The sequence below is a fragment of the Acinetobacter sp. NEB 394 genome (assembly GCF_013374795.1).
Classification (GTDB): Bacteria; Pseudomonadota; Gammaproteobacteria; order Pseudomonadales; family Moraxellaceae; genus Acinetobacter; species Acinetobacter johnsonii.
Genome location: NZ_CP055277.1, coordinates 1,931,165 through 1,952,104 on the forward strand (window position 1 = coordinate 1,931,165; position 20,940 = coordinate 1,952,104).

At 40.2% G+C, this 20,940-nt stretch carries 17 protein-coding genes and 3 pseudogenes; 6 read left to right on the forward strand and 14 right to left on the reverse strand.

The window, feature by feature from the left end; all coding sequences use genetic code 11:
* Positions 1 to 6 precede the first annotated feature (6 nt).
* The 4 genes and pseudogenes from HUK62_RS09195 to HUK62_RS09210 form a co-directional block, all read left to right on the forward strand.
* Positions 7 to 1,563, forward strand: a pseudogene (locus tag HUK62_RS09195) (ABC transporter ATP-binding protein); the annotation flags it as partial.
* Positions 1,564 to 1,866: 303 nt separating this feature from the next.
* Positions 1,867 to 2,895: an AraC family transcriptional regulator gene (locus HUK62_RS09200; protein ID WP_004979806.1), complete on the forward strand. Its 1,029-nt coding sequence runs from the start codon at positions 1,867 to 1,869 to the stop codon at positions 2,893 to 2,895.
* Between the two features lie 71 nt (positions 2,896 to 2,966).
* Positions 2,967 to 3,341: a glycine cleavage system protein GcvH gene (gcvH, locus tag HUK62_RS09205; protein ID WP_176537700.1), complete on the forward strand. Its 375-nt coding sequence runs from the start codon at positions 2,967 to 2,969 to the stop codon at positions 3,339 to 3,341.
* Positions 3,342 to 3,601: 260 nt separating this feature from the next.
* A pseudogene (locus HUK62_RS09210) lies at positions 3,602 to 4,780 on the forward strand (MFS transporter).
* A gap of 47 nt (positions 4,781 to 4,827) precedes the next feature.
* On the opposite strand, the pseudogene HUK62_RS09215 reads toward HUK62_RS09210, so the two are convergent.
* The 8 genes and pseudogenes from HUK62_RS09215 to HUK62_RS09245 all read right to left on the reverse strand — a co-directional run.
* Positions 4,828 to 5,013: pseudogene (locus HUK62_RS09215) on the reverse strand (type IV pili twitching motility protein PilT); the annotation flags it as partial.
* 53 nt (positions 5,014 to 5,066) lie between these two features.
* The gene (locus HUK62_RS09220) at positions 5,067 to 5,999 is read right to left on the reverse strand and encodes an IS5 family transposase (protein WP_176537701.1); all 933 of its coding nucleotides are present in this window, start codon (positions 5,997 to 5,999) and stop codon (positions 5,067 to 5,069) included.
* Positions 6,000 to 6,274: 275 nt separating this feature from the next.
* Complete coding sequence (locus tag HUK62_RS09225) at positions 6,275 to 7,336, reverse strand: 3-deoxy-7-phosphoheptulonate synthase (RefSeq protein ID WP_176537702.1); 1,062 nt, start codon at positions 7,334 to 7,336, stop codon at positions 6,275 to 6,277.
* Between the two features lie 490 nt (positions 7,337 to 7,826).
* Positions 7,827 to 9,257 carry an EAL domain-containing protein gene (locus HUK62_RS09230; RefSeq protein WP_228723675.1) on the reverse strand — a complete coding sequence of 477 codons (1,431 nt, stop codon included), beginning with the start codon at positions 9,255 to 9,257 and terminating at the stop codon, positions 7,827 to 7,829.
* Between the two features lie 24 nt (positions 9,258 to 9,281).
* Positions 9,282 to 9,743, reverse strand: a complete 462-nt coding sequence (locus HUK62_RS19040; protein ID WP_004693250.1) for a PAS domain-containing protein — start codon at positions 9,741 to 9,743, stop codon at positions 9,282 to 9,284.
* Between the two features lie 649 nt (positions 9,744 to 10,392).
* Complete coding sequence (locus HUK62_RS09235; protein WP_176537703.1) at positions 10,393 to 11,562, reverse strand: acyl-CoA desaturase; 1,170 nt, start codon at positions 11,560 to 11,562, stop codon at positions 10,393 to 10,395.
* A gap of 12 nt (positions 11,563 to 11,574) precedes the next feature.
* The gene (locus HUK62_RS09240) at positions 11,575 to 12,603 is read right to left on the reverse strand and encodes an iron-sulfur cluster-binding domain-containing protein (RefSeq protein WP_176537704.1); all 1,029 of its coding nucleotides are present in this window, start codon (positions 12,601 to 12,603) and stop codon (positions 11,575 to 11,577) included.
* Positions 12,604 to 12,830: 227 nt separating this feature from the next.
* A complete protein-coding gene (locus tag HUK62_RS09245; protein ID WP_087013053.1) occupies positions 12,831 to 13,946 on the reverse strand; it encodes an S-(hydroxymethyl)glutathione dehydrogenase/class III alcohol dehydrogenase in 1,116 nt (371 codons plus the stop codon).
* A 122-nt stretch (positions 13,947 to 14,068) separates the two neighbouring features.
* On the opposite strand from HUK62_RS09245, the gene HUK62_RS09250 reads away from it, so the two are divergent.
* Together HUK62_RS09250 and HUK62_RS09255 are read left to right on the forward strand one after the other, a co-directional pair.
* Positions 14,069 to 15,622, forward strand: coding sequence for a phospholipase D family protein (locus tag HUK62_RS09250; protein WP_176537705.1), 1,554 nt, complete (start codon positions 14,069 to 14,071; stop codon positions 15,620 to 15,622).
* A 257-nt stretch (positions 15,623 to 15,879) separates the two neighbouring features.
* On the forward strand, positions 15,880 to 16,317 hold the full coding sequence (locus tag HUK62_RS09255) for a hypothetical protein (protein WP_035326816.1): 438 nt from the start codon (positions 15,880 to 15,882) through the stop codon (positions 16,315 to 16,317).
* Between the two features lie 61 nt (positions 16,318 to 16,378).
* On the opposite strand, the gene HUK62_RS09260 is transcribed toward HUK62_RS09255, so the two are convergent.
* From HUK62_RS09260 to HUK62_RS09285, 6 genes are all read right to left on the reverse strand, one after another.
* Complete coding sequence (locus HUK62_RS09260) at positions 16,379 to 16,972, reverse strand: uracil-DNA glycosylase family protein (RefSeq protein ID WP_004693262.1); 594 nt, start codon at positions 16,970 to 16,972, stop codon at positions 16,379 to 16,381.
* A gap of 29 nt (positions 16,973 to 17,001) precedes the next feature.
* Positions 17,002 to 17,712: an SGNH/GDSL hydrolase family protein gene (locus HUK62_RS09265; protein WP_125280106.1), complete on the reverse strand. Its 711-nt coding sequence runs from the start codon at positions 17,710 to 17,712 to the stop codon at positions 17,002 to 17,004.
* A gap of 133 nt (positions 17,713 to 17,845) precedes the next feature.
* On the reverse strand, positions 17,846 to 18,169 hold the full coding sequence (locus HUK62_RS09270) for a pyrimidine/purine nucleoside phosphorylase (RefSeq protein WP_005399525.1): 324 nt from the start codon (positions 18,167 to 18,169) through the stop codon (positions 17,846 to 17,848).
* Between the two features lie 151 nt (positions 18,170 to 18,320).
* Positions 18,321 to 19,064, reverse strand: a complete 744-nt coding sequence (locus HUK62_RS09275; protein ID WP_176537706.1) for an SDR family oxidoreductase — start codon at positions 19,062 to 19,064, stop codon at positions 18,321 to 18,323.
* Positions 19,065 to 19,077: 13 nt separating this feature from the next.
* Entirely contained in the window at positions 19,078 to 19,776 is a 699-nt protein-coding gene (locus tag HUK62_RS09280; protein WP_168418295.1) for a histidine phosphatase family protein, read from the reverse strand.
* Positions 19,773 to 20,894 carry a phosphotransferase family protein gene (locus HUK62_RS09285; protein ID WP_176537707.1) on the reverse strand — a complete coding sequence of 374 codons (1,122 nt, stop codon included), beginning with the start codon at positions 20,892 to 20,894 and terminating at the stop codon, positions 19,773 to 19,775. The genes HUK62_RS09280 and HUK62_RS09285 overlap by 4 nt, the downstream gene beginning before the upstream one ends.
* Positions 20,895 to 20,940: the final 46 nt, after the last annotated feature.

Here is a 20,940-nt window from a genome sequence, read left to right on the forward strand (position 1 = left end):
TTTGCCAGTTTACAGTCGATTATTAAACACCAAATATTATTTAGCACTTTTCCCATGCGTCTGCGCTGGCGCTTTCATAATTTACTGTTGAAGCAAAGTCTCGACTTTTTTCATAATGATTTTGCAGGAAGACTCTCCGCAAAAGTCATGCAAACTGCACTGGCAATACGTGAGTTTTGGGTTATTTTGGGTGACATGTTGGCTTATGTGCTGATTTATTTTGTCACGGTCAATCTGGTGCTTGCCGCTATCTCCCCGCTCCTAATATTACCTTTATTGGTCTGGTTAGCTTTGTTTATCTGTGCAGCGTATTACTTCATCCCACGTTTGAGCAAAGTTTCAAATGAACAGGCTGATGCCCGAGCTGTGATGACTGGCCGTGTTACCGATGCCTATACCAATATTCAAACAGTAAAGCTTTTTGCCCATGCAGGACGAGAAAGCTTATATGCCAAAGCCTCGATGCAAGAGTTCATGGTCACCGTTTATAAACAAATGCGTTTAGGTGCTAAGTATGAAATCAGCATCCTGTTTTTAAATATAGTGCTGTACGCGGGCGTATTGGGCACTGCAGTTTGGCTATGGATGAATGGGCGAGTTGAACTTGGTGTTATTGCTGCTGCAACGGCTATGATTTTAAAACTGAGCAGTATTGCTGAATTTATAATGTGGCAAACCTCAGCACTTTTTGAAAGTGTCGGCACCATTCAAGATGGCATGAAAACCCTCGGTCGTTCGATCACGATTCAAGACAAACCTGATGCCAAAGACCTTGAAGTTAAACAAGGCATGATCGAATTTAAAGACGTAACTTTTGCGTATAACAGTAAAAATGTCATCGACAATTTAAACCTACGCATCCGAGCTGGTGAAAAAATTGGGATCGTGGGTCGCTCTGGTGCAGGAAAATCAACACTGATTCAACTATTGCTACATTTTTATCAATTGAAACAAGGTGAAATTTTAATTGATGGACAGAATATCGAAGATGTCACCCAAGACAGTTTACGTCGTAATATTGCATTAGTGACTCAAGACACCTCCCTGCTACACCGTAGTGTCGCAGAAAATATCAAATATGGCCGTCCCAATGCCAGTGATGAAGAAATGTATGCTGCTGTACGTAAAGCCAAAGCCGAAGAGTTTATTCCTCAGCTGACTGACTTACGTGGTAAATCAGGTTATGAAGCCTATGTTGGTGAACGTGGGGTGAAACTTTCAGGTGGCCAACGCCAGCGAATCGCCATTGCTCGTGTGTTCTTGAAAGATGCACCAATCTTAATTTTAGATGAAGCCACCAGTGCCCTAGACTCAGAAGTTGAAGCTGCAATTCAATCTAGCCTTGATGACTTAATGCAAGATAAAACGGTGATTGCGATTGCTCACCGTCTTTCAACCATTGCTCAAATGGATCGTTTGATCGTGCTTGATGAAGGTCGTATTGCAGAACAAGGGACACATGAAGAACTGATTCAAAAAAATGGTATCTATGCGCACCTTTGGCAGCGTCAAACAGGCGGATTTTTAACGGAACAACATCCGATTAAAAAGAAAGAAGCCTAATTTTACTTTCCATTTTCAGCACGCATAGATCATTATCATCAATGATTTTAGCGTGCTGATTTTGAAAAGATTTTACTTAATTTTTAGCATCATTTACTAAGTGCTGATTTTTATCGAGAGCCTTATATTTTTGCTCAGAAATTTATGATATTTATAATATCGTTCCACTAAATCAAAAATGAAAAGGATACTGAATTGCTATAGGCTCGGAACATATTGTCCAACAATATGCTCCATGAATTTGAAATATTCATGCCAATATAACTTCAGTCAGAAAAGAAAGAAAAATGCAATGGATCGCGCATGAAAACAGTTTCACTTCGCCAAGATCAAGGAATTCCTGGTGTTTATGGCTTATTGTTGTTAGATGTTGTGTCTCGTTGGGGCTATAACGCAGAGACCCTATTTTCCCCTTTTCAACTGACAAGCGAACAACTCGCAGAGCCTGACTTTCGCATACCCGTTCATACCGCCAATGAACTTGTGAAGTTGGCCAGCCGTCTCACTGGTGAGCCCACGCTTGGCTATCATCTGGGCACACAAATGCGTATTTCAATTCATGGCTTCATTGGCTATGCCATTATGACAACTCATGATATTGGCGAAGCCTTGGTACTTGCTAACCGCTTTATTCAACTGCGCATGCCTTTTTTGCAGCTTTTCTTTTCCACCTTTGGCGAAAAAGCGACTTTACAATTACGCTGTGATGTCGATATAGAACCGTTGCGTACCGATATTGCGATCAGTATTATTTTTGGCATTGTTTCTATGAGTAAAGCGCTCACTGGCATTGAAAATCTGGCTGGGGAAATTGATTTTGATTTTCCAGAACCTGAAGGCTTTGATCGCTATCGTGCAAAGCTGCCTAACCATAGTGTTCGCTTTGATCAACCACATTTACTTTTGAGTTTTGATAAGCATTATCTAGGCTTTAAAATGGTCAATGCTGACCCACTTGCAAGCCAAATAGCCATTAATCAATGTGAAGCTGAGCTCTCAGCCATGGGCGAACGCCGAAGATTATCGATGCGTGTTCGTGACATTTTAACGCGCTCAGAACAACACTATTTAAGCATCGAGCATGTGGCTGACCTCTTACACATGTCTGATCGAACACTGAAACGCCAACTGGCTGCTGAAAGCACATCTTTTTCCACCATTGTGGATGAAGTGCGTTACCGTCATGCCACGTCACTTTTGTCACGTACAGACTATAGCTTAGAGCAAATTGCGGATGAACTGGGATATAGTGATGTGGCAAATTTCAGCCGAGCCTTTAAGCGTTGGAGTGGACGCAGCCCGAGTAATTGGCGTAAAGATCCGTATTTATAGATCTTTTGTTTTGATAGAAAAGCATGTATAAATCATGCGAAAAATGATTTTTGTATTTTAAGGAGTTATTCATGAATCATCCTTCAGAATTGAAGTATGCAAGTACACATGAATGGGTGCGTATTGAAGGTGATCTTGTTGTAACTGGTATTTCAGACCATGCACAGGATGCTTTAGGCGATTTAGTCTATGTTGAAACACCAGAAGTTGGTCAACAAATCACTGCGGGCGAACAAGCGGGTGTGGTTGAATCTGTAAAAACAGCTTCTGATATTCATGCACCAGTTTCTGGCACCGTAATAGAAATCAATGCCAATCTGGAAGATGATCCTGATTTCGTCAATGATGACCCTTATGGTAAAGGTTGGATTTATAAAATCAAACCAGACAATATCGCAGATGTAGAACAACTCCTTTCAAGCACAGCCTATGAAGCGGGTCTATAAGCCTAGTATTCATATTTACGGCTCAAAAAAATCAGTCTACGGACTGATTTTTTACATATATACTCTTATTTTGATAAATTCACTCTATATTTATATATTAATCTCGATTAAACACAAGAATTTATCGCTATAATTACACTTTTCACGTGCATTATCCTATAATTTAGTTGTTCTAATTTCACAGCCGTGACCTAGCTTTTGCATAAAATAATAACAACAGTTCACGTTCTGTGGCCTCATCTTCGAGCCAAGGGTTCTGCATGTCTGCTCTCAATACATCATCACTATGGAATAAGTCTTTTATTCTTTGCTTAGCGAACAATTTGTTTTTGTTCATCTTTTACTTTGCACAGACTTCAATCCTCCCAATCTATATTTTGAATGATTTGGGAGGAAACCTTGCACAAGCAGGCTTAGCCATGACTTTGTTCATGGCATCGTCTATCGCAGTTCGCCCTTTTAGCGGACTCATTATTGAAAAATTGGGCAATAAGAAAACGCTTTTTATCGCAGAGGCCCTATTTTGTTTGTTTTCCTTGGCCTATTTGTTTGCTGATAATTTACAACTGTTACTACTGATTCGTTTTCTACATGGCATTTGGTTCAGCATCGTCACCACAGTTGCCGTACCTATCGTCAATGAGTTTATTCCAGAAAAACGTAAAGGCGAAGGCATGGGCTATTTTGTCATGTCCATTAATCTGGGGATTGTACTTGGGCCATTCCTCGGTTTAACCCTGATCCAGTCTGCATCCTATCCAATGGTCGCAGGGATTTTAGCGTTTAGTGTCTGTCTCGGTTTCTTGTTTTGTTTCTTTATCCCATTCAGCAGACCACCAAAAAATTGACACCACCCGTGAAGCGCAAGCTCAGTATCCATGACTTTGTTGAAACTAAAGCCTTGAATATTTCAATTATGGGCATGATCATTTCTTTTTCCTATGCCAGTATCATGTCGTTCATTTCAACTTATGCAGAGTCTAAACATCTGCTGAACTACGCGAGCTTGTTTTTTTATCGTCTTTGCGATTTCCATGATGAGCCTACGTCCGATTACAGGCAAAGTTTATGACCGTCGTGGGGCAAGTTATGTGATTTACCCAGCGATTATATTATTTAGCTTAGGACTTGTAATTCTCAGTCAGATTCAATCTTTGACGGGTTTATTGGTTGCGGCAGTATGCGTTGGCATGGGCTTTGGTTCTGCACAGCCTTGTCTACAAACTTTAGCCATTCAAGGTGCGGAAAAGCATCGGATTGGCCATGCGACCTCCACGTTCTTTACCATGTATGACTTAGGTATTGCTCTTGGCTCTGTATTGTTGGGTCTACTCATTTCTAAGCAAGGTTATAGTTTCACCTATTTATTCTGTGCACTGACAACCATTTTAAGTTTATTGTTCTATGCCTTTATCACGAATAGAAAGAAAACCGCTTAAAATATCAGTCCGTATGCGCATAGCAATGAACATACGGACTCAGAAAATTAGGCGTCGGCCTTCTCTTCTTCAGCGTCTTTGGCTTTTTCAGCAATCGCTTGATCAAAAGACAAAGCACTATTTGAGCTTAACTGCGGGTTGGCACGACTACTCTTTAATTTAATCTGTAGACGTAATTCATTGACCGAGTCTGCATTTCGTAGCGCCTCTTCATAAGCAATTGCACCTTGATTGGGCTTTGTTGCACAAAGATTTGAAATGCAAAGCGCCCCTAATTGAGCCAAATTTAAGGCGTAACTTGGGTAAGTGGTCGACCTAATTCCGTAAATCTGTTAAGGACTGCTACACGTGCATGGATCTCATTCACTTGGCTATCAAAACTCCTTGCACTGAGTTTATCTCCTAATAATTTGATGCAATGCATCTTAGTTTCAACCAAACTTCGCCGATGATAGCCTGACCATTTTTTCCATAGTGTCCTGCCTAAACGTTTAATTATTCGAAGTAATTCATTTCGCTCTAGCGAGCTACTCTTTGTATCTTTCCATGGTTTCGCATTTTTTCTAGGTGGAATCACCGCATGCGCTTGCCGATCTGCAATGACCTGACGGCATTGCTTGGTGTCATAAGCTCCATCGGTATAAACAGAGTCAATCCGCTCATCTTGTGGAATCTGATTAAGTAAATCACCAAGCACCTGTGAATCACTGACATTATTGGTTGTAAGCTGAACTGCTCGTATTTGCAGGGTTTTAGCATCTATACCAATATGAAGTTTACGCCATTGGCGACGATATTCAGATCCATGTTTCTTGCGTTTCCATTCGCCCTCACCTAGAAACTTCATGCCTGTAGAGTCTACGAGTAGATGCAGCCCATCGCTACTTTTTTGGTAGCTGATTACAATATCAATATGCTTTTGTCTTCTACAAAGCGTGGTGTAATCTGGAGCTATCCAATTTAATCCGCAAAGTTTAATCAGACTTTGCACAAAGCCAGTGACCATACGTAAAGACAGACGGAATAAGGATTTAATCATTAAGCAGCATTGGATGGCTGCGTCGGAGTAGGTTTGATTTCGCCCTTGTTTGCCTTTTGATGGCGCATACCATTGCGTAGCAGGATCAAACCAAATGGCAATATTTCCGCGACTCATGAGTGCTCGGTTATATGCGGGCCAATTGGTTGTGCGGTAGATTTTGTGTGTAGGCTTCTTCATTTGAAAATTATATCGCTGAAAAACCCTTTACAGATAGGTTTGTGCAACAAAGCCGTGCAAATAGCTGACTTTAAAAAGCATTTCTTTTATTCAAAATACAATTTTTTATCGTGTTCTTTCAAGCTTCTGATTTTGCATAAGTTTTTGCTCTAGCTCAACCTAATTTATCGTTTGATAAATGACTTTTAGCTTATTTTTCAATTTATTATCTTTATTTATTGAACTACATCACAAAAAAAAGACCTTTCATTGAAAGGTCTTTTTGGTTGCGTTGATTAAGCACTCCGTTGAACGGCATGGCTGCGTAATGTGTCGGCAACCTCTAAGAGTACTTGCTCAGTTTTTTCCCAGCCTAAACAGCCATCGGTAACAGACTGACCATAGACCATGTCATCTGAAATTTTCTGATTACCATCAACCAAATGACTTTCAAGCATGACACCACACACATTGCTTTGCGTACGTTCCGCAACAATGCTACGCAATACATTAGGTTGATTGAGTGGATTTTTACTACTGTTCCCATGACTACAGTCTATAACCAAAGCAGGTAATTCACCTTTGACTTTATCTTGCATATGACGAATATCGTTTAAAGCATAGTTAGGCCCCGAGTTTGCACCACGTAAAATCAAGTGTGGCTTCGGATTTCCTTGGGACTGAAGCATACAAGCCATGCCTTGCTGCCCAATTCCCATGAACTGGTGAGGGTTTGATGCAGACTGAATCGCATCCAGAGCAATTTGAATTGAGCCATCTGTGCCATTTTTGAAACCAATGCTGAACGGCATATGACTCGAAATTTCACGGTGAATCTGCGACTCGCTGGTACGCGCACCAATGGCTCCCCACGCCAACAGATCGTCGAAATAAGCAGTCGCCATCGGGCTTAAAATTTCTGTAGCAATCGGCAAACCCATTTCAATAATCGCTAAATACAATGCTCGAGACTGTTCTAGTCCCAACTGCATATTGGAAGATCCATCGAGTAGAGGATCGTATAAAAACCCTTTCCAACCCACTGTAGTCCGTGGTTTTTCAATATAAGCACGCATTACGAAGAAAATCTGATCTGAAACTTTGGTTTGTAATTGTTTTAACTTTTCAGCGTATTCTAAAACCGCAATAGGGTCATGGATGGAACATGGGCCAGTAATGACCATTAAACGATGGTCTTTGCCTTCTAATATATTTTGAATGGTTTGACGCTGTTCAGCAATTTGTAGTTTTAATGGCGTTGAAAGTGGCAACTGCGCTTTGAGTTGCTGCGGCAAACTTAAAAGTGTTTCTTGAACTGTTGTTTGTGTACTTTGTAATGCAGTATTTAGAGCATTCATTGGTTTGTATCCTTTGGACTGTGGTCCTCAGTCCGATCTTTTATTTGAGCGTTATGGGTCTAATGGATTGCTGGGCTAAAGTCATAAATTGACTAAAGTAAAACCAATAAAAGTTGCTAAAGTATGAATAGCTAGTTGTTTTCATGAAGTACTCCAAAATTTATTAAAACAGAGATATAAAAAAACCTGATCAGGGTTGCCGATCAGGTATTAACTAGGTGGGCAACCTTTTGATGCCCGAACGCGTTCAGGCAATTATCTAAATTGCCAAAAGTAATAATTTGCGTTAGAGATTACAGGTTGCTTTAACATTTTTATATCTTCAAAAATATGTTATCTGAAATTTAAAATACGCTGATTTTTTTGCTTTTACAACACTTTTTTATACAAAAAATTCAGTTCTATCCCGTTTAAGCCACTGCCTTCGCCTTTAACTCAATGGTCTAATCATGTTTGAGTTCATAAGAACAGGCGCTATATAGAGCCATGCCTAGTGTAGTTTTAGCAACTGCATTTCTGCCTGCTGAGCACAAACAGGTGGACTAAACAGATAACCTTGCCCAATATGACAGCCCATATCTCTTAAAAGCTGCAATTGCATTTCAGTTTCAATCCCTTCAGCAACGATATCCATTGATAAAAGCGGGCCAAGTTTGGCTAACCCTTCGACAATGGCGTAAATCGATTTATCATCACTTAAACGCTGCACAAAAGAGCAATCAACTTTAATAATATCAACAGGATATTCACGTAAATGAGTAAGAGAGGAATGCCCAGTACCAAAATCATCCAGCGCTATTCGCACACCATTTGCTTTGAGTTTTTTTAAGGCACGAACCACATATTCATAGCCGCGTCCAGCCAAATGATATTCAGTAACTTCGATTTCAACAAATTTCGAGGGGATGCGGTAGGCTTTGAGACGTTTTAAAAAAATCTCTGCAAAATTATCACGCATAAACTCAACAGGTGCTGCATTAATTGAAATAGGCACAACTTGTAAGCCTTTTGCACGCCATTCAGTAATTTTTTTAAAAACCTGATGCTGCATAATCTCACCAATACGGCTGGATAACTCATAATCATTAAAGGCTGCTGCAATTCGTGCAGGACTTTGAATGTTATTCTGATCATCACGCCAGCGTAAGAGAGCTTCATAGCCGATAATTCTTTCTGAATCTAAACAGACTTTCGGTTGAAAGAAAGCCTCGATGGCAACATTACGAATAATTTGGTGCGCACAATTCAGTTGTTCAGATTGTTCCCGTACTGCATTAAACATATCCTGATCAAACATGCGCATACCGCCACGGCCTTGTGCTTTAACATCATTAAGTGCTGTGTCGGCACATTTGAGTAACTCACTGAGGTCATTGGCATCATCTGGATAGAGGCCACATCCAATGCTCATACCACCATTGATGTAGTTACCCGAAAATGTGATGGGAATCTCTAGTTGTTGCAAAATCTGCTGGGCAATTTGATTGAGCTCACCGATATCCTGCACATTCGGAATAATCACACCAAACTCATCCCCACCAAGACGTGCCAAGAAAGCACGCTCTTCTAAAATTTGTTTTAAACGTTTCGATAAAATTCTTAAAAGGTGGTCACCTGCCGCATAACCCAGTGTGTCATTGATGGTTTTAAAGTGATCTAAGTCCATCAACATGACGGCTAACTTTTGTTTTTTATCACGTGCACTGCTATACAGTTTTCTGATTTTTTCTTTAAACGCACGTCGGTTATTTAAACCGGTTAACTCATCACGTTCACTGCCTTGTTTTAATTTTTGTTCGGTGAGATATTGCAGCGTGATATCACGTGAAACACATAAAATACTCTGGGTCTTTCCGTCAACATCAAGTATAGGTGTCAGAACATTATCCCAATAATAAACTTTACCATCCGATAAACTCATGCCGTTAAAACGGGAAATTTGGCCTTAGCCTGCATCATGCAATGCTTTTTTGGCTTTTTTACGCACCGCAGGAGGCAAAAGTTCGACCCAAGACATACCAAAGTCCTTAACATCTGCACTTCCCAATAACATGACACATGCCGACTTATTCATATGTGTGACCGTGCCATCTGGCTCAACCACAATAATGCAGTCTACGCTGGCATTTAACATATCCGAATGCGCACGTAACAGCGCCAAAGACTCGATATAAATTTTCATGCCCTGATGAATATCAGTGCAACTCAGTTGAAATCCAGCCGTCGAGTGATCCATTTCACCTTGGACTAAGAACCAATGATACTGGCCCTGATGATTACGAATACGGCAGGTTTTTTCAAATGTGAGCTCGGCAATTATCGGTTGATGCAAAAATTCATCTAATGCTGGCACATCTTCTGGATGAATATATTCGACCAAATTGAAGCTATCTGCAGATAAATCCATTCCTCCCACATACTTGCGTAAGGGTAAATTTATATATTTACAGACTTCATTATGAATCCAAAAAAGCTGAGGAATAGTATCAATCAGATGGTGGTTTTTTTTGAAGTAGAACGCATTCCTGCCTGTTGATCATAAGCAATATTTTTAGATTTATTCTTAGGCTGTGAATGGGTTCGAGACATAATAATTATCTGCAACTTAAACTTGCTGGTTTAGTCCATAACCAGACATATTGTTTAAAAAAGAAATCAAGCAAAGTCATGAAAAACAATGAAAAAACAAAAAAGTAAATATAAGTATAATGACGCTGCGTGATTACCATCACAATATGCATCATATACAACTTATATAAGCGTATACCAATGAAAAATTGCAACTATTACACAAATAACTGAGAGCCGTTTTCAATAGCAAATGAGCATGTATTTGAGCGACATAGCAAAGCTAAACAACTTTCACTGAAAAACCAATATTAACAATAATTTATTTTAAGTAAATGCCGACTATTCACATAATGATTAAATTTAATCCGACTTACACAAAGACATCATATAGAGGGATTTTACGCCCTACTTTTGTGCAAAAAAAGCAGAAGCCTGATTGGTCAATATTATCCAATAAGGCTTCTGCTTTGGTACATACTTGTGAGCTATGATTTAAAGATTTTTTTCTTCAATAAACTCAGATTGTGTTTCAGAAAAGACTGTGTAGGGTCACTTTTTTCATAACACTCATTTGGCAGTGAGTATTTAGCCAATTTCACCCAAACAGATGAAAACTGTTTGATAAAACTCGCTTCATTGTAATGAATTCCATACTCTGCGCACAGTGCTTTAATTTTGGGCGCGACTTGTGCGTAGCGATTGGCTGGCATGTCAGGGAAAAGATGATGTTCGATTTGATGACTCAAGTTCCCGCTTAAAATATGCAAGCCCTGTGTCCCACTAAAATTACTTGAGCCTCGAATTTGGCGCAGATACCACTCAGCCCGTGTTTCATTGTCGATATTGTCCATTTCAAAGTTTTCAGCGTCTTCGGTAAAGTGACCATTAAAAATCACCGCGGATGCCCATAAACTACGAATAACATTGGCTACCGTATTTCCTGCAAAAACTGGCAGTGCATTTGGCCCAGCAATGATTGGGAAAAAGACATAGTCCTTAATCACTTGGCGTTTCATTTTCTGCCTAAAATCATATGACTCTGCCCAAACTTCGCGCCAAGTTTTTGTTTTATAGGCGACCACATCCTCTATATGCAGATTTTGTATACCAACATACCACTCAAAAAACACCATCAATTGTGCAGCTAAAGGTAGATTCAACAAAAAGCGAGGTTCCCAGACCTGTGCATTGCTCACACGGACTAAGCCATAGCCGACATCATGATCCATACCAACAATATTGGTGTAGGTATGGTGGATATAATTATGCGTATGTTTCCAGTCGGGGCCTGTGGCCATAGTATCCCAGTCATAATTTGTCCCATTGAGACTCGGGTCATTTAACCAGTCAAACTGACCATGCATGACATTATGCCCAAGCTCCATATTTTCTACGATTTTAGATACCCCTAATAAACCTGTGCCCAAAAGCCATACTGGAGGCAGCCATCCTGCAAACATCAGCATTGCACGTGCGCTTATTTCGCTATAACGCACAAAATTTCGGATTTTGTAAATATACTGAGCATCTTTTTCATTGAGGTTTTCCATCACTTCACGACGGATCGCTTCAACTTTCGCACCAAACTCTTCAATTTGTGCAGCACTTAAATATTTGGATTTACTGCTTTCACTAAAATAAACGGGAAGATTCATATCTATACCTTCTTAAAGGTTGATCACAACAGGACTAACCGCCTGTGAAATGCATAATTTAATTTGTGTGTTATTGTTTTGATCAAGCTCGTCTGTGAGCAGATTCCGCACCACACCCTGAACTTTGGTACATGAACAAGTATTACAAATGCCCATACGGCAGCCATGCGCGGGACGTAAACCCGCCTGTTCTGCACTGTCTAATAAATTACTTTGAGCTTGAAACTGTTGCTGCGAACGTTGAAACGTGACCAGTTGAGCGCTCTGAGTATGATCGACAACAATTTGAAAGTATTCGGTATGGAGATGGTCAACTAGGTCTAAAGCCTGATAAATTTCTGTCAGGCTTTGCATCATATTGGTAGCACCACAAGCATAGCATTCACGTTGTTCAAAACCTTCAATCTTTTGGCTAAGCAACTCTTGGCTCAGATGTTGTTTATGAGTCCGTGTATTGACATGATGGTATTTAAACTGCGGATAATGTTCAGTAAGTTGTTGCAGTTCTGCATGAAAGCTATCATCCCGCGTAAAGTAAATTAAATCGATATTGGAAACTGTTTGTGGGCGTTTTAATGCAGCCTTAATCAATGCGTAAATTGCGGTAATACCACTTCCCGAGGCAATCATCAGTGCAGAGTGAGGCTGAGTTTTCAAAACAAATTCGCCCTGCGTTTGGGAAATTTCAACTACACTTTTTACAGGCTGTTGAGTGAGCGCATTTGAGACTTTGCCCTGTTGTTTGACAGCAATCACAAGATTGCCATTTTCTATAATCTCGACAATCGAATAGCTGCGCTGCCAACGTACACCACCAATGAGCACCGTCACTAAAATGCTTTGCCCAGCTTGATAGTCAGTTGCTTTAAAATGATGATTTGGCTGTAACTGCATGTGCACAAAGTCATCTGACAAATGATGCTTTGCAACAATCCGCGCTTTGGATTTTTTCCATGCCCATAGCGGATTTACTTTTTCAGCCAGAAAATCAATGAAATCTTCACGTACCCATTCAGGACGGTATTCAACATGCTTTCCCATAGTCACCCTCTGCTTTAGTTTATTTTTATACAAGTGTGCATTATTGAGACATCAAGATAAGGTGAGAACCTATTTTCGACTATGTCATAAAAGGACAAAATCTAACGAATTGACATTTTTTATCATTTTTGTCTAACAACATGAACAGTTCTGCCAATTCACTTTTCTTCTAATCAAAAACAAAAAAACCAAGCCGCAGCTTGGTTTTTTAAACATCTTACAGCGAATTAGTCTTCAAAATGAATCACAGTACGGATTGATTTTCCATCATGCATTAAGTCAAAGGCTTCATTGATTTTGTCGAGACCCATGGTATGCGTAACAAATGGAGCTAAACGAATGTCGCCAGTCATTGCTTCTTCAACCATACCTGGCAGTTGTGAACGACCTTTTACACCACCAAAAGCCGTCCCTTTCCAAGTACGGCCAGTGACCAGTTGGAATGGACGTGTTGAAATCTCTTGGCCTGCACCCGCCACGCCAATAATCACAGACTGTCCCCAACCACGGTGTGCACATTCAAGTGCTGAGCGCATGACATTAGTATTACCAATACATTCAAATGAGTGATCAACGCCCCAACCAGTCATTTCAACAATGACTTCTTGTACAGGACGGTCATGATCTTTTGGGTTTACAAAATCAGTTGCTCCGAATTCTGCTGCTAATTTATATTTGTCAGGGTTCGTATCAACCGCAATAATACGGCTGGCTTTGGCTTTTTTTGCACCTTGTACAACTGCTAGACCAATACCACCTAAACCAAAGACTGCAACGGTATCACCCTCTTGTACTTTAGCTGTATTTTTGACTGCACCTAAACCAGTGGTCACGCCGCAACCCAATAGACAGACGTGTTCAGGGTTAGCATCTGGATTGATTTTAGCCAAAGACACTTCTGCGACAACGGTATATTCAGAAAAGGTTGAACAGCCCATGTAGTGATAAATCGGTTGTCCATTATAAGAAAAACGCGTTGTACCATCTGGCATCAGACCTTTACCTTGTGTAGCTCGAACTGCAACACATAGATTGGTCTTGCCTGACTGGCAGAATAAACACTCGCCACACTCAGCCGTATACAGTGGAATAACATGATCACCCGGCTGAACGCTGGTTACACCTTCACCGACCTGAACTACGATACCCGCACCTTCATGACCTAAAACTGCTGGAAAAACACCTTCAGGATCATCACCAGATAAAGTAAATGCGTCGGTATGGCATACACCTGTATGGGTAATCTTGACTAAAACTTCACCTTTTTGCGGTGGAGCAACATCAATTTCTACAATTTCCAGAGGTTGTCCAGGTCCAAAGGCAACAGCTGCACGTGATTTCATTTTCGCTATCCTTACTTAACAGGTCTTTAACAGATGCGCTACAGTAACCGCTTTTTATTCTCTGTTTCAACCTATAACATGTGAAATATATAACTTATAAAAATTAGGTCTTTAAAAGAAATATGGCGATACCAACTCATTGTCGACCGCTGATTTTGCTGAGCACCGTTTTAACACTCGCGGGATGCCAGCTCGCCCCTAATCAGGCTAAGCCTTCAGCCCCTGTAGAGGTATATGCAGAGCATTGGCTCAAGGGTCAAGATGCATCTGCACAGCAAAAACAGGGGCTTACGGCTTATTTGGCGTTGGACGAAGCATTTATGAGCATTGCCTCACGCCTACACTTGATACGGGAGGCCAAGCACAGTCTAGATGTCCAATACTATATTTGGGGAGATGACTTTATAGGCCATATGATGTTGCATGAACTGCTGAATGCTGCGGATCGTGGGGTGAAAGTACGTTTATTGATTGATGACCAAAACGGTACTGCACTTGATGAAACTTTCAAGAAGCTGACCGCTCATCCCAACTTTGAAATAAAATTATTTAATCCTTACAAATACCGTCATTTACGTGTGATTGATTACGCTTTCCGCTTCAATCACATTAACCATCGTATGCATAACAAACTGATCATTGCTGATGGTGCAATTGCGGTAACTGGTGGTCGTAACATCAGCAGTGAATACTTTGATGCCAGTGAAAAGTTCCAATTTACCGATTTGGACATTTTGTTTTATGGACAAGCTGTAGAAAATGCGAATAGTGTATTTCTAAGTTTCTGGAATGATGATCTCAGTTATACAATTCCCCAATTAGTCGGTCGTGGAACAAAAGAAGAACTGGCTCAATTAAAACAGCACTATGAAGCGGATGCCTTAGATAAAAATGTGATTGAACGGAAAATTGATTTGGCTCGGATACAAGTCGATTCAGAACTAACTAAACATCCTGTTAACTGGGCAAAGGCTCATTTTATTGCCGATTCTCCCAATAAAATTCGCGGCGAAGCAAAGCCTGATGAAATCATTGTCAAACAAATGTTCGATTTGATGGGCAAGCCTGAAAAGCATATGGAGTTGGTCTCCGCATATTTTGTTCCAACCACAGCAGGTGCTGACTACCTTTCCAATTTGGCAAAAAATGGAACTCGAGTTCGGGTCTTAACCAATTCGTTATTGGCTAATGATGTTGCCATTGTGCATGCATTTTATAAAAAATATCGCCGTGGCTTGCTCGAAAATGGTGTCAAATTATATGAGTTTAAACCCTATATCGAACGAGAGAAATACACATGGTATGAAGTGGCAACTGGTCATGTGATTCCAGCTAAAGGTCGAAGTTCCTCACGGCTCCATGCCAAATTTTTTGATATAGATGGAAAGGTCTTTGTCGGTTCGTTTAACTTTGACCCGCGCTCAGCCCATTTAAATACAGAAGTGGGCTTAGTGGTGGAGTCAGATCAATTGCAAAATGCAATCTCACACAAGTTAGATGAATTTCTCCCGCATATTGCATATGAGTTAAAACTCAACTCTCAAGGCGATATCATTTGGCTTGAACATCAAAAAGATGGAACTGTCATTGAACATCAAAAAGAACCCGAAACTACAAAATTTCAGCGTTTTATGATGAAAGCCGTGTCATACCTCCCCATTGAATGGATGATGTAATTACAGGTGAATGACATTATCCATGTTCTCTAATGCAAGATAGCTTTCTGTTTAGGCTGAGTTGGTTTGTTTTTAGGCTCAGCTTAAAAATGCTTTAGCTATTACTACTCTTAATAAACGCCATTGAATATAAGACTCGAACAAAATAATTGGATTTCATACCTAAATTCATTCAAGGGCTTGAAAGGTTTTACTCAGTACACACTTTGATTTAACATGCAGCCCTTCTTTTTATCTCTCCTTTACAAAGTTTAGTAATGCAATTTTTTGATTTAAGTCGTCAGTTTAATCTCAGCAATATTTTAACCCCCTACAAAACACTAGAAGATCTTGCTCGACAAGAATGGTTTCTAAGTAAAGTGCGTGTTGAACATGACTGCTTGAGTGACAATGACATGGTTGAAGGACAAGTTGTTTTAAAATCCAATCAAAATATCCAAATCGAACTGGAGTGGCTTATCCAAGATACAGGCCATGAACTTTTGGTTCAGTTTAAAGGGATCGAAACAGCTGCAAGCGAAGAGACTTTTGTTTTGGTGAAAGGTGCACAATTGATCGATGAATCGCAACAACCACTTTCGGCAGGTGCACTCAGCCTATGGATTGATGGAACATTATTTCCTATGCTGCCACAACTACGTAAACAGATTAAAGCGCGGCTTAATCTCTGGGACTATGTTGAGTACGAAGACTAAAGTAGACCAACCATTTACGAATGCTGGAACATTCAGTTATGTGGATAATCCAAATAGTGACCTAAAGTAAGCCTATTTCAGAAAATAAGTTGTAATAAGCCTCGGCTTTTTTCTCTAAAGCCAAAGGATAGGCACGAGAAGAAGATGGCATCCGATAAAGCCTCAGCTCTCGCCCAGCAAAATGTGTCTCGGACTTCATACCAATTTGTGGTTTTAACGTACCCGTAGGCATAGACAGCATGAGCGTATCAGTAGCTTTATCGCCAGTCGTCATCACACTATGACATTCGGGCATTTTTTCAAGTAAATGTTGTATATTGGTTGGGGTAACAATATGCAAAAACTTATCTGAAGCATTGCCTTTTTGGCGAATCACTTCATAGGCCGTATCAAAAATCGCAATGCCCCGTTCATTTAAAAATGTACGGATCTTTTGTTCTTTAAATGTCTTCTGCTCGATATTGAGAAAATAATTTTTATCTTGGAAAAAACACAGACCAAATATTTTCCACATATCATTTTGAAAATTTGGATAGTAAAAGTCCATTTTCCAGCGAGTCTTGGGCGGCGGAAAGCTGCCCAGCATTAATAATTTGGCATTAGCTGGAAGGAAAGGTTTAAGTGGATGTTTTTCAATTTCAACTGAATGTGTCATAAGCTATAAAAATTTGTCTTTATTGCATTTTAAAAAGATTGGCGTATTTTTTCAGCCACTTGTTTGCCCCAATACTGATAAATTTCTTTGCTGGGGTGGAAACCGTCTTTGGCCATAGCTAAGTTTAAAGTCAAAAACTTCTTTAGATCGTACTCTATCCACTCCATCTGTTTTTGCTGTGCGACAAATTGGCCTAATTCTAAGTTCATCGCTTTGGCATATTGACCGAACAACCATGCAAGTGGGTTTGGAAGTGCAGGAAACTGATCCATCGGGGGAACACCAGATGCAATTGTTAGTTGTGGACTAAACTTATGTTTGAGTATTTGATAAAGCTGCTTCTGTTTTGCGATCCAAGCCTGCGGCGATGTGAATTTTGTAATGTCATTTACGCCCACAGAAGTAATGATTACATCAAAATGCTGTGTCTCAAGCGTTTGGATGGACTGAATGACCTGATCTGTGGTGAATCCCGTCGTTGCGTGTAAATAAAATTGAATACTAAACTCAGATGACAGTTCTTTTAAAATTGAACCCAATAAGGCATCATCTTGAACATTTACACCAACACCAGCCGCCGCTGAATCCCCCAAAATGAGCAAGGAAAGCGACTTACCCACGCCTTTTTGTCCAATGCGCTCTCCTTCGGGTTCAGCCAATCTTGGTGTATTTTTTTTGACGGCATAACCTTGAAATAGAATGACTGGAATCAAAGCCAGCGTATAAATTTTTAATCGCATATTCAGTGACTGGGTCTAAGCTAGCTGAAAGATGAAAATAGTATACGTTGAATTGCACCGATACACAGACTTAAATATTCTTCAGAAATAAAGAATTAACGTTGTTCTATCCATTTTAAGTCTTTGTCTTCGGCTATTTTTCTAAGTGACAAATATAATCTACAACTTCACTTGCCATCATACTAAAGCGGCTGTTGGCAGGAACATCAAAACTTTCACCTGCACAATACAGAGTCATTTCAGTCTGTAGCCCAATTTTAACTTGGCATTGACCTGAAACAATTTCAATATGCTCCGCAACATGCGTTTCAAACGTCAGCGGTTGATCTGTAGGCAAAATAACCCCAAGGGTCTTTTGTGAACCATCTTCACATTGAATGACATGACTGATTGAGCGCCCACCAAAATGAACATTGGGCTTTTTTCTGACTGAAACAAAGTCGAATTGTGTGGACATCTTGATCACCTTTTTCTTCAATGCTACCTCGATTTTATGACCAACTCATGAATGCACTCAAATGATCATTTGGAAATAGCAACATATGTTTAGAAGGTACTCGCATAGTTAAAAATAAAAAGGCTGATTTACAGCCTTTTTATTTCAATCATTAACCCAGTTTATTCACCAGTTTTAATGGTAAGACTTTCATGGCTAAACCAAGTGGCAACCATGGCCATTTAGGTACATAAGCCTTAATAGGTGCTTTTTCAATTTCTGCGGCAAGTAAACGTGAACCTGTTTTTTCATCCACCTCAAACGGTAATTTTTTTGCACCTTCGTTAATCTCGGTACGTATATAACCTGGGAAAATTGTGGTGACTTGAATAGGCGTATCAATTAGTTCTGCACGAATACCTTCTGCTAAATGTGCCACTGCAGCTTTACTTGCGCCGTAAGCAGTCAGATGTTTTGGCATACCACGAATGGCACTCATAGATGAAATCATCACCAAATGCCCTGAATTTTGCTCACGGAAAATTTCAACTGCTGCTTCACACTGTGCCAAAGCCGAAATAAAGTTGGTTTCTACCGTGGCTTTGTTGATGGCAAAGTTGCCTTTACCAATACGACGTCCTTCGCCCACACCTGCATTGACAATAATGCGATCCAACTGTCCAAAGTCTTGTTTAAACTCACGGAATACCTGAAATACTTGATCGTAATTGGTGACGTCTAAACTTTTAGCAATCACACGAATACCATATTGCTGCTCAAGTTCCTGTTTCAGTGTTTCTAAACGCTCTAAACGTCGTGCACAAATGGCAAGGTTATAGCCCATTTGAGCGAATTCACGTGCCATACCTGCGCCAATTCCTGAACTTGCACCTGTAATTAGAATTGTTTTTGTCATGGTTCGATCCTTGTTAAATCCAAGTCAATAAATTTGAGTTTTCAGCTTTAATAAAATGATGTTCATTTAAGCTTAAGAGTTGTGGTTCGCTGCCCACCAAGCGTAAAGTGGTGATGCTTGAGTTGGTAATCGCCCAGTTCAATGCAAAGGTTTTATTAGGCGTTAAGCCCAAAATTTTACCTGCCGCGACAGAAATGACACCACCCGAAGTAAACACAACTGCATAACGTGGCTGCTTTTGTGCCAAGTCGGTACATAAATTTTGTAAGGCATCTTCCACACGTTGTTTGAAATGCGGCCAAGATTCTTCATATTCATGGTGATATTCACCACCTGTCCAGCGCTCAATTGCACCTTCAAAAATCTTTGCCAAATACGCACGAGGATTCACCTCTTTAGCCACATCCTGCTTCATTAGTTCAGGGTGATTAAAACGCGGCTCATACTGCGCAAAGACTTGTTGATGATTAAACTCATTCCAAGCACTGTCAGTTTGAATTTCAACTTCAGGAAAACACTCTGCTAAAGCCAATTGCGCCGTTTGCTGATGACGCTGCATTGAACCTGCAACCACATAAGGCGCTTCTTTTAAAATACGTTCAAAGTAGCGGCCGAGTAATTTGGCCTGTAACTCACCATTAGGCGAAAGTTGGTCATAACTTTCTGCACCAAACGAAGCTTGCCCATGACGAATTAAATAAATAGTGGTCATTTCGGCATGAGTTCCTTAAATTTAGCGATGTATTTTTGCGCCAGTTCATTGGCTTCAATCTTTTGTAAACCAATAAGCTTCAACGCACGAATATGCAAGGCATGAATCACAATCCAGAAGTCTTTAAACGCAGGATTATTGGTTTGTTTGTGGTAATAGCGATAATAAATTTGCTGAGCAATCACGGCTAAACGGAAAATTCCAAATACTTCATAGAAAGTCCAGTTGTCAGTGCTTAATCCAGTTTTTTGCAAATAGTAGTCTACCACTTGCTGACGCGTGAACATGCCTTTTAAATGCGTTGGTTGACGACGAGTGGCTTTAAAAATTTGGTTGTCCGTATCTTCTACCCAATACGCCAAAGCCGAGCCTAAATCCATAAGTGGATCACCCAATGTCGCCATTTCCCAGTCCAGCACGCCAATAACTTGCGTCGGATTTTTGGGGTCTAAAATGACATTATCAAAACGCCAGTCATTATGAATAATACAAGTTTTTGAATCGGCAGGAATATGGTCTAACAACCATTTACGCACATACTTAAAAGATGGCACGTTAATGGTGTGTGCTTTTGCATAGCGAGCATCCCAACCTTCTACCTGACGACGACAATAGCCATCGCCCTTGCCTAATTTTTCAAGCTCTGTCCCCTGATAAGGCACTTGATGCAATTCAATGAGTTTATCAATGACATTCACACAAAGTTCATGCACTTGCGTTTCGTTAAACTCAAGTTCAGGCGGCAATTTAGCTCGTGGAATAATACCTTCAATGCGTTGCATCACGTAAAAATCACAGCCAATTACAGATTCATCCTGACACAAAGCCACCATTTCGGGTAATACAGGATAAAATGGTGCTAAATTCTTTTGCACATGATATTCACGTGCCATGTCGTGGGCAGATTTGGCCTTAGTACCTTTAGGTGGACGACGTAAAATTAAATCGGTATTACTATACTTGAGGCGATAGGTCCAGTTTGATGCACCACCTGAATATTGTGTGACTTCTACGGGTTCAACGACTTCTACATTTTGTTGTTTTAACCATACCGTGACCGCCTGAATATCGAGCTCTTCGCCATCGCGTACTGTGCCGCCTACATCAATAACTGACATTATTTTTCCCTAATTTTCTATCTTTTTAAATCTAGCATAAATTTTC

Bases quoted from the DNA above. Each gene is read 5' to 3' on its own strand.
- HUK62_RS09200 (WP_004979806.1), top strand. From the start codon at position 1,867: ATGAAAACAGTTTCACTTCGCCAAGATCAAGGAATTCCTGGTGTTTAT.
- gcvH (WP_176537700.1), top strand. From the start codon at position 2,967: ATGAATCATCCTTCAGAATTGAAGTATGCAAGTACACATGAATGGGTG.
- HUK62_RS09220 (WP_176537701.1), bottom strand. From the start codon at position 5,999: ATGAAGAAGCCTACACACAAAATCTACCGCACAACCAATTGGCCCGCA.
- HUK62_RS09225 (WP_176537702.1), bottom strand. From the start codon at position 7,336: ATGAATGCTCTAAATACTGCATTACAAAGTACACAAACAACAGTTCAA.
- HUK62_RS09230 (WP_228723675.1), bottom strand. From the start codon at position 9,257: ATGAGTTTATCGGATGGTAAAGTTTATTATTGGGATAATGTTCTGACA.
- HUK62_RS19040 (WP_004693250.1), bottom strand. From the start codon at position 9,743: ATGGATTTATCTGCAGATAGCTTCAATTTGGTCGAATATATTCATCCA.
- HUK62_RS09235 (WP_176537703.1), bottom strand. From the start codon at position 11,562: ATGAATCTTCCCGTTTATTTTAGTGAAAGCAGTAAATCCAAATATTTA.
- HUK62_RS09240 (WP_176537704.1), bottom strand. From the start codon at position 12,603: ATGGGAAAGCATGTTGAATACCGTCCTGAATGGGTACGTGAAGATTTC.
- HUK62_RS09245 (WP_087013053.1), bottom strand. From the start codon at position 13,946: ATGAAATCACGTGCAGCTGTTGCCTTTGGACCTGGACAACCTCTGGAA.
- HUK62_RS09250 (WP_176537705.1), top strand. From the start codon at position 14,069: ATGGCGATACCAACTCATTGTCGACCGCTGATTTTGCTGAGCACCGTT.
- HUK62_RS09255 (WP_035326816.1), top strand. From the start codon at position 15,880: ATGCAATTTTTTGATTTAAGTCGTCAGTTTAATCTCAGCAATATTTTA.
- HUK62_RS09260 (WP_004693262.1), bottom strand. From the start codon at position 16,972: ATGACACATTCAGTTGAAATTGAAAAACATCCACTTAAACCTTTCCTT.
- HUK62_RS09265 (WP_125280106.1), bottom strand. From the start codon at position 17,712: ATGCGATTAAAAATTTATACGCTGGCTTTGATTCCAGTCATTCTATTT.
- HUK62_RS09270 (WP_005399525.1), bottom strand. From the start codon at position 18,169: ATGTCCACACAATTCGACTTTGTTTCAGTCAGAAAAAAGCCCAATGTT.
- HUK62_RS09275 (WP_176537706.1), bottom strand. From the start codon at position 19,064: ATGACAAAAACAATTCTAATTACAGGTGCAAGTTCAGGAATTGGCGCA.
- HUK62_RS09280 (WP_168418295.1), bottom strand. From the start codon at position 19,776: ATGACCACTATTTATTTAATTCGTCATGGGCAAGCTTCGTTTGGTGCA.
- HUK62_RS09285 (WP_176537707.1), bottom strand. From the start codon at position 20,894: ATGTCAGTTATTGATGTAGGCGGCACAGTACGCGATGGCGAAGAGCTC.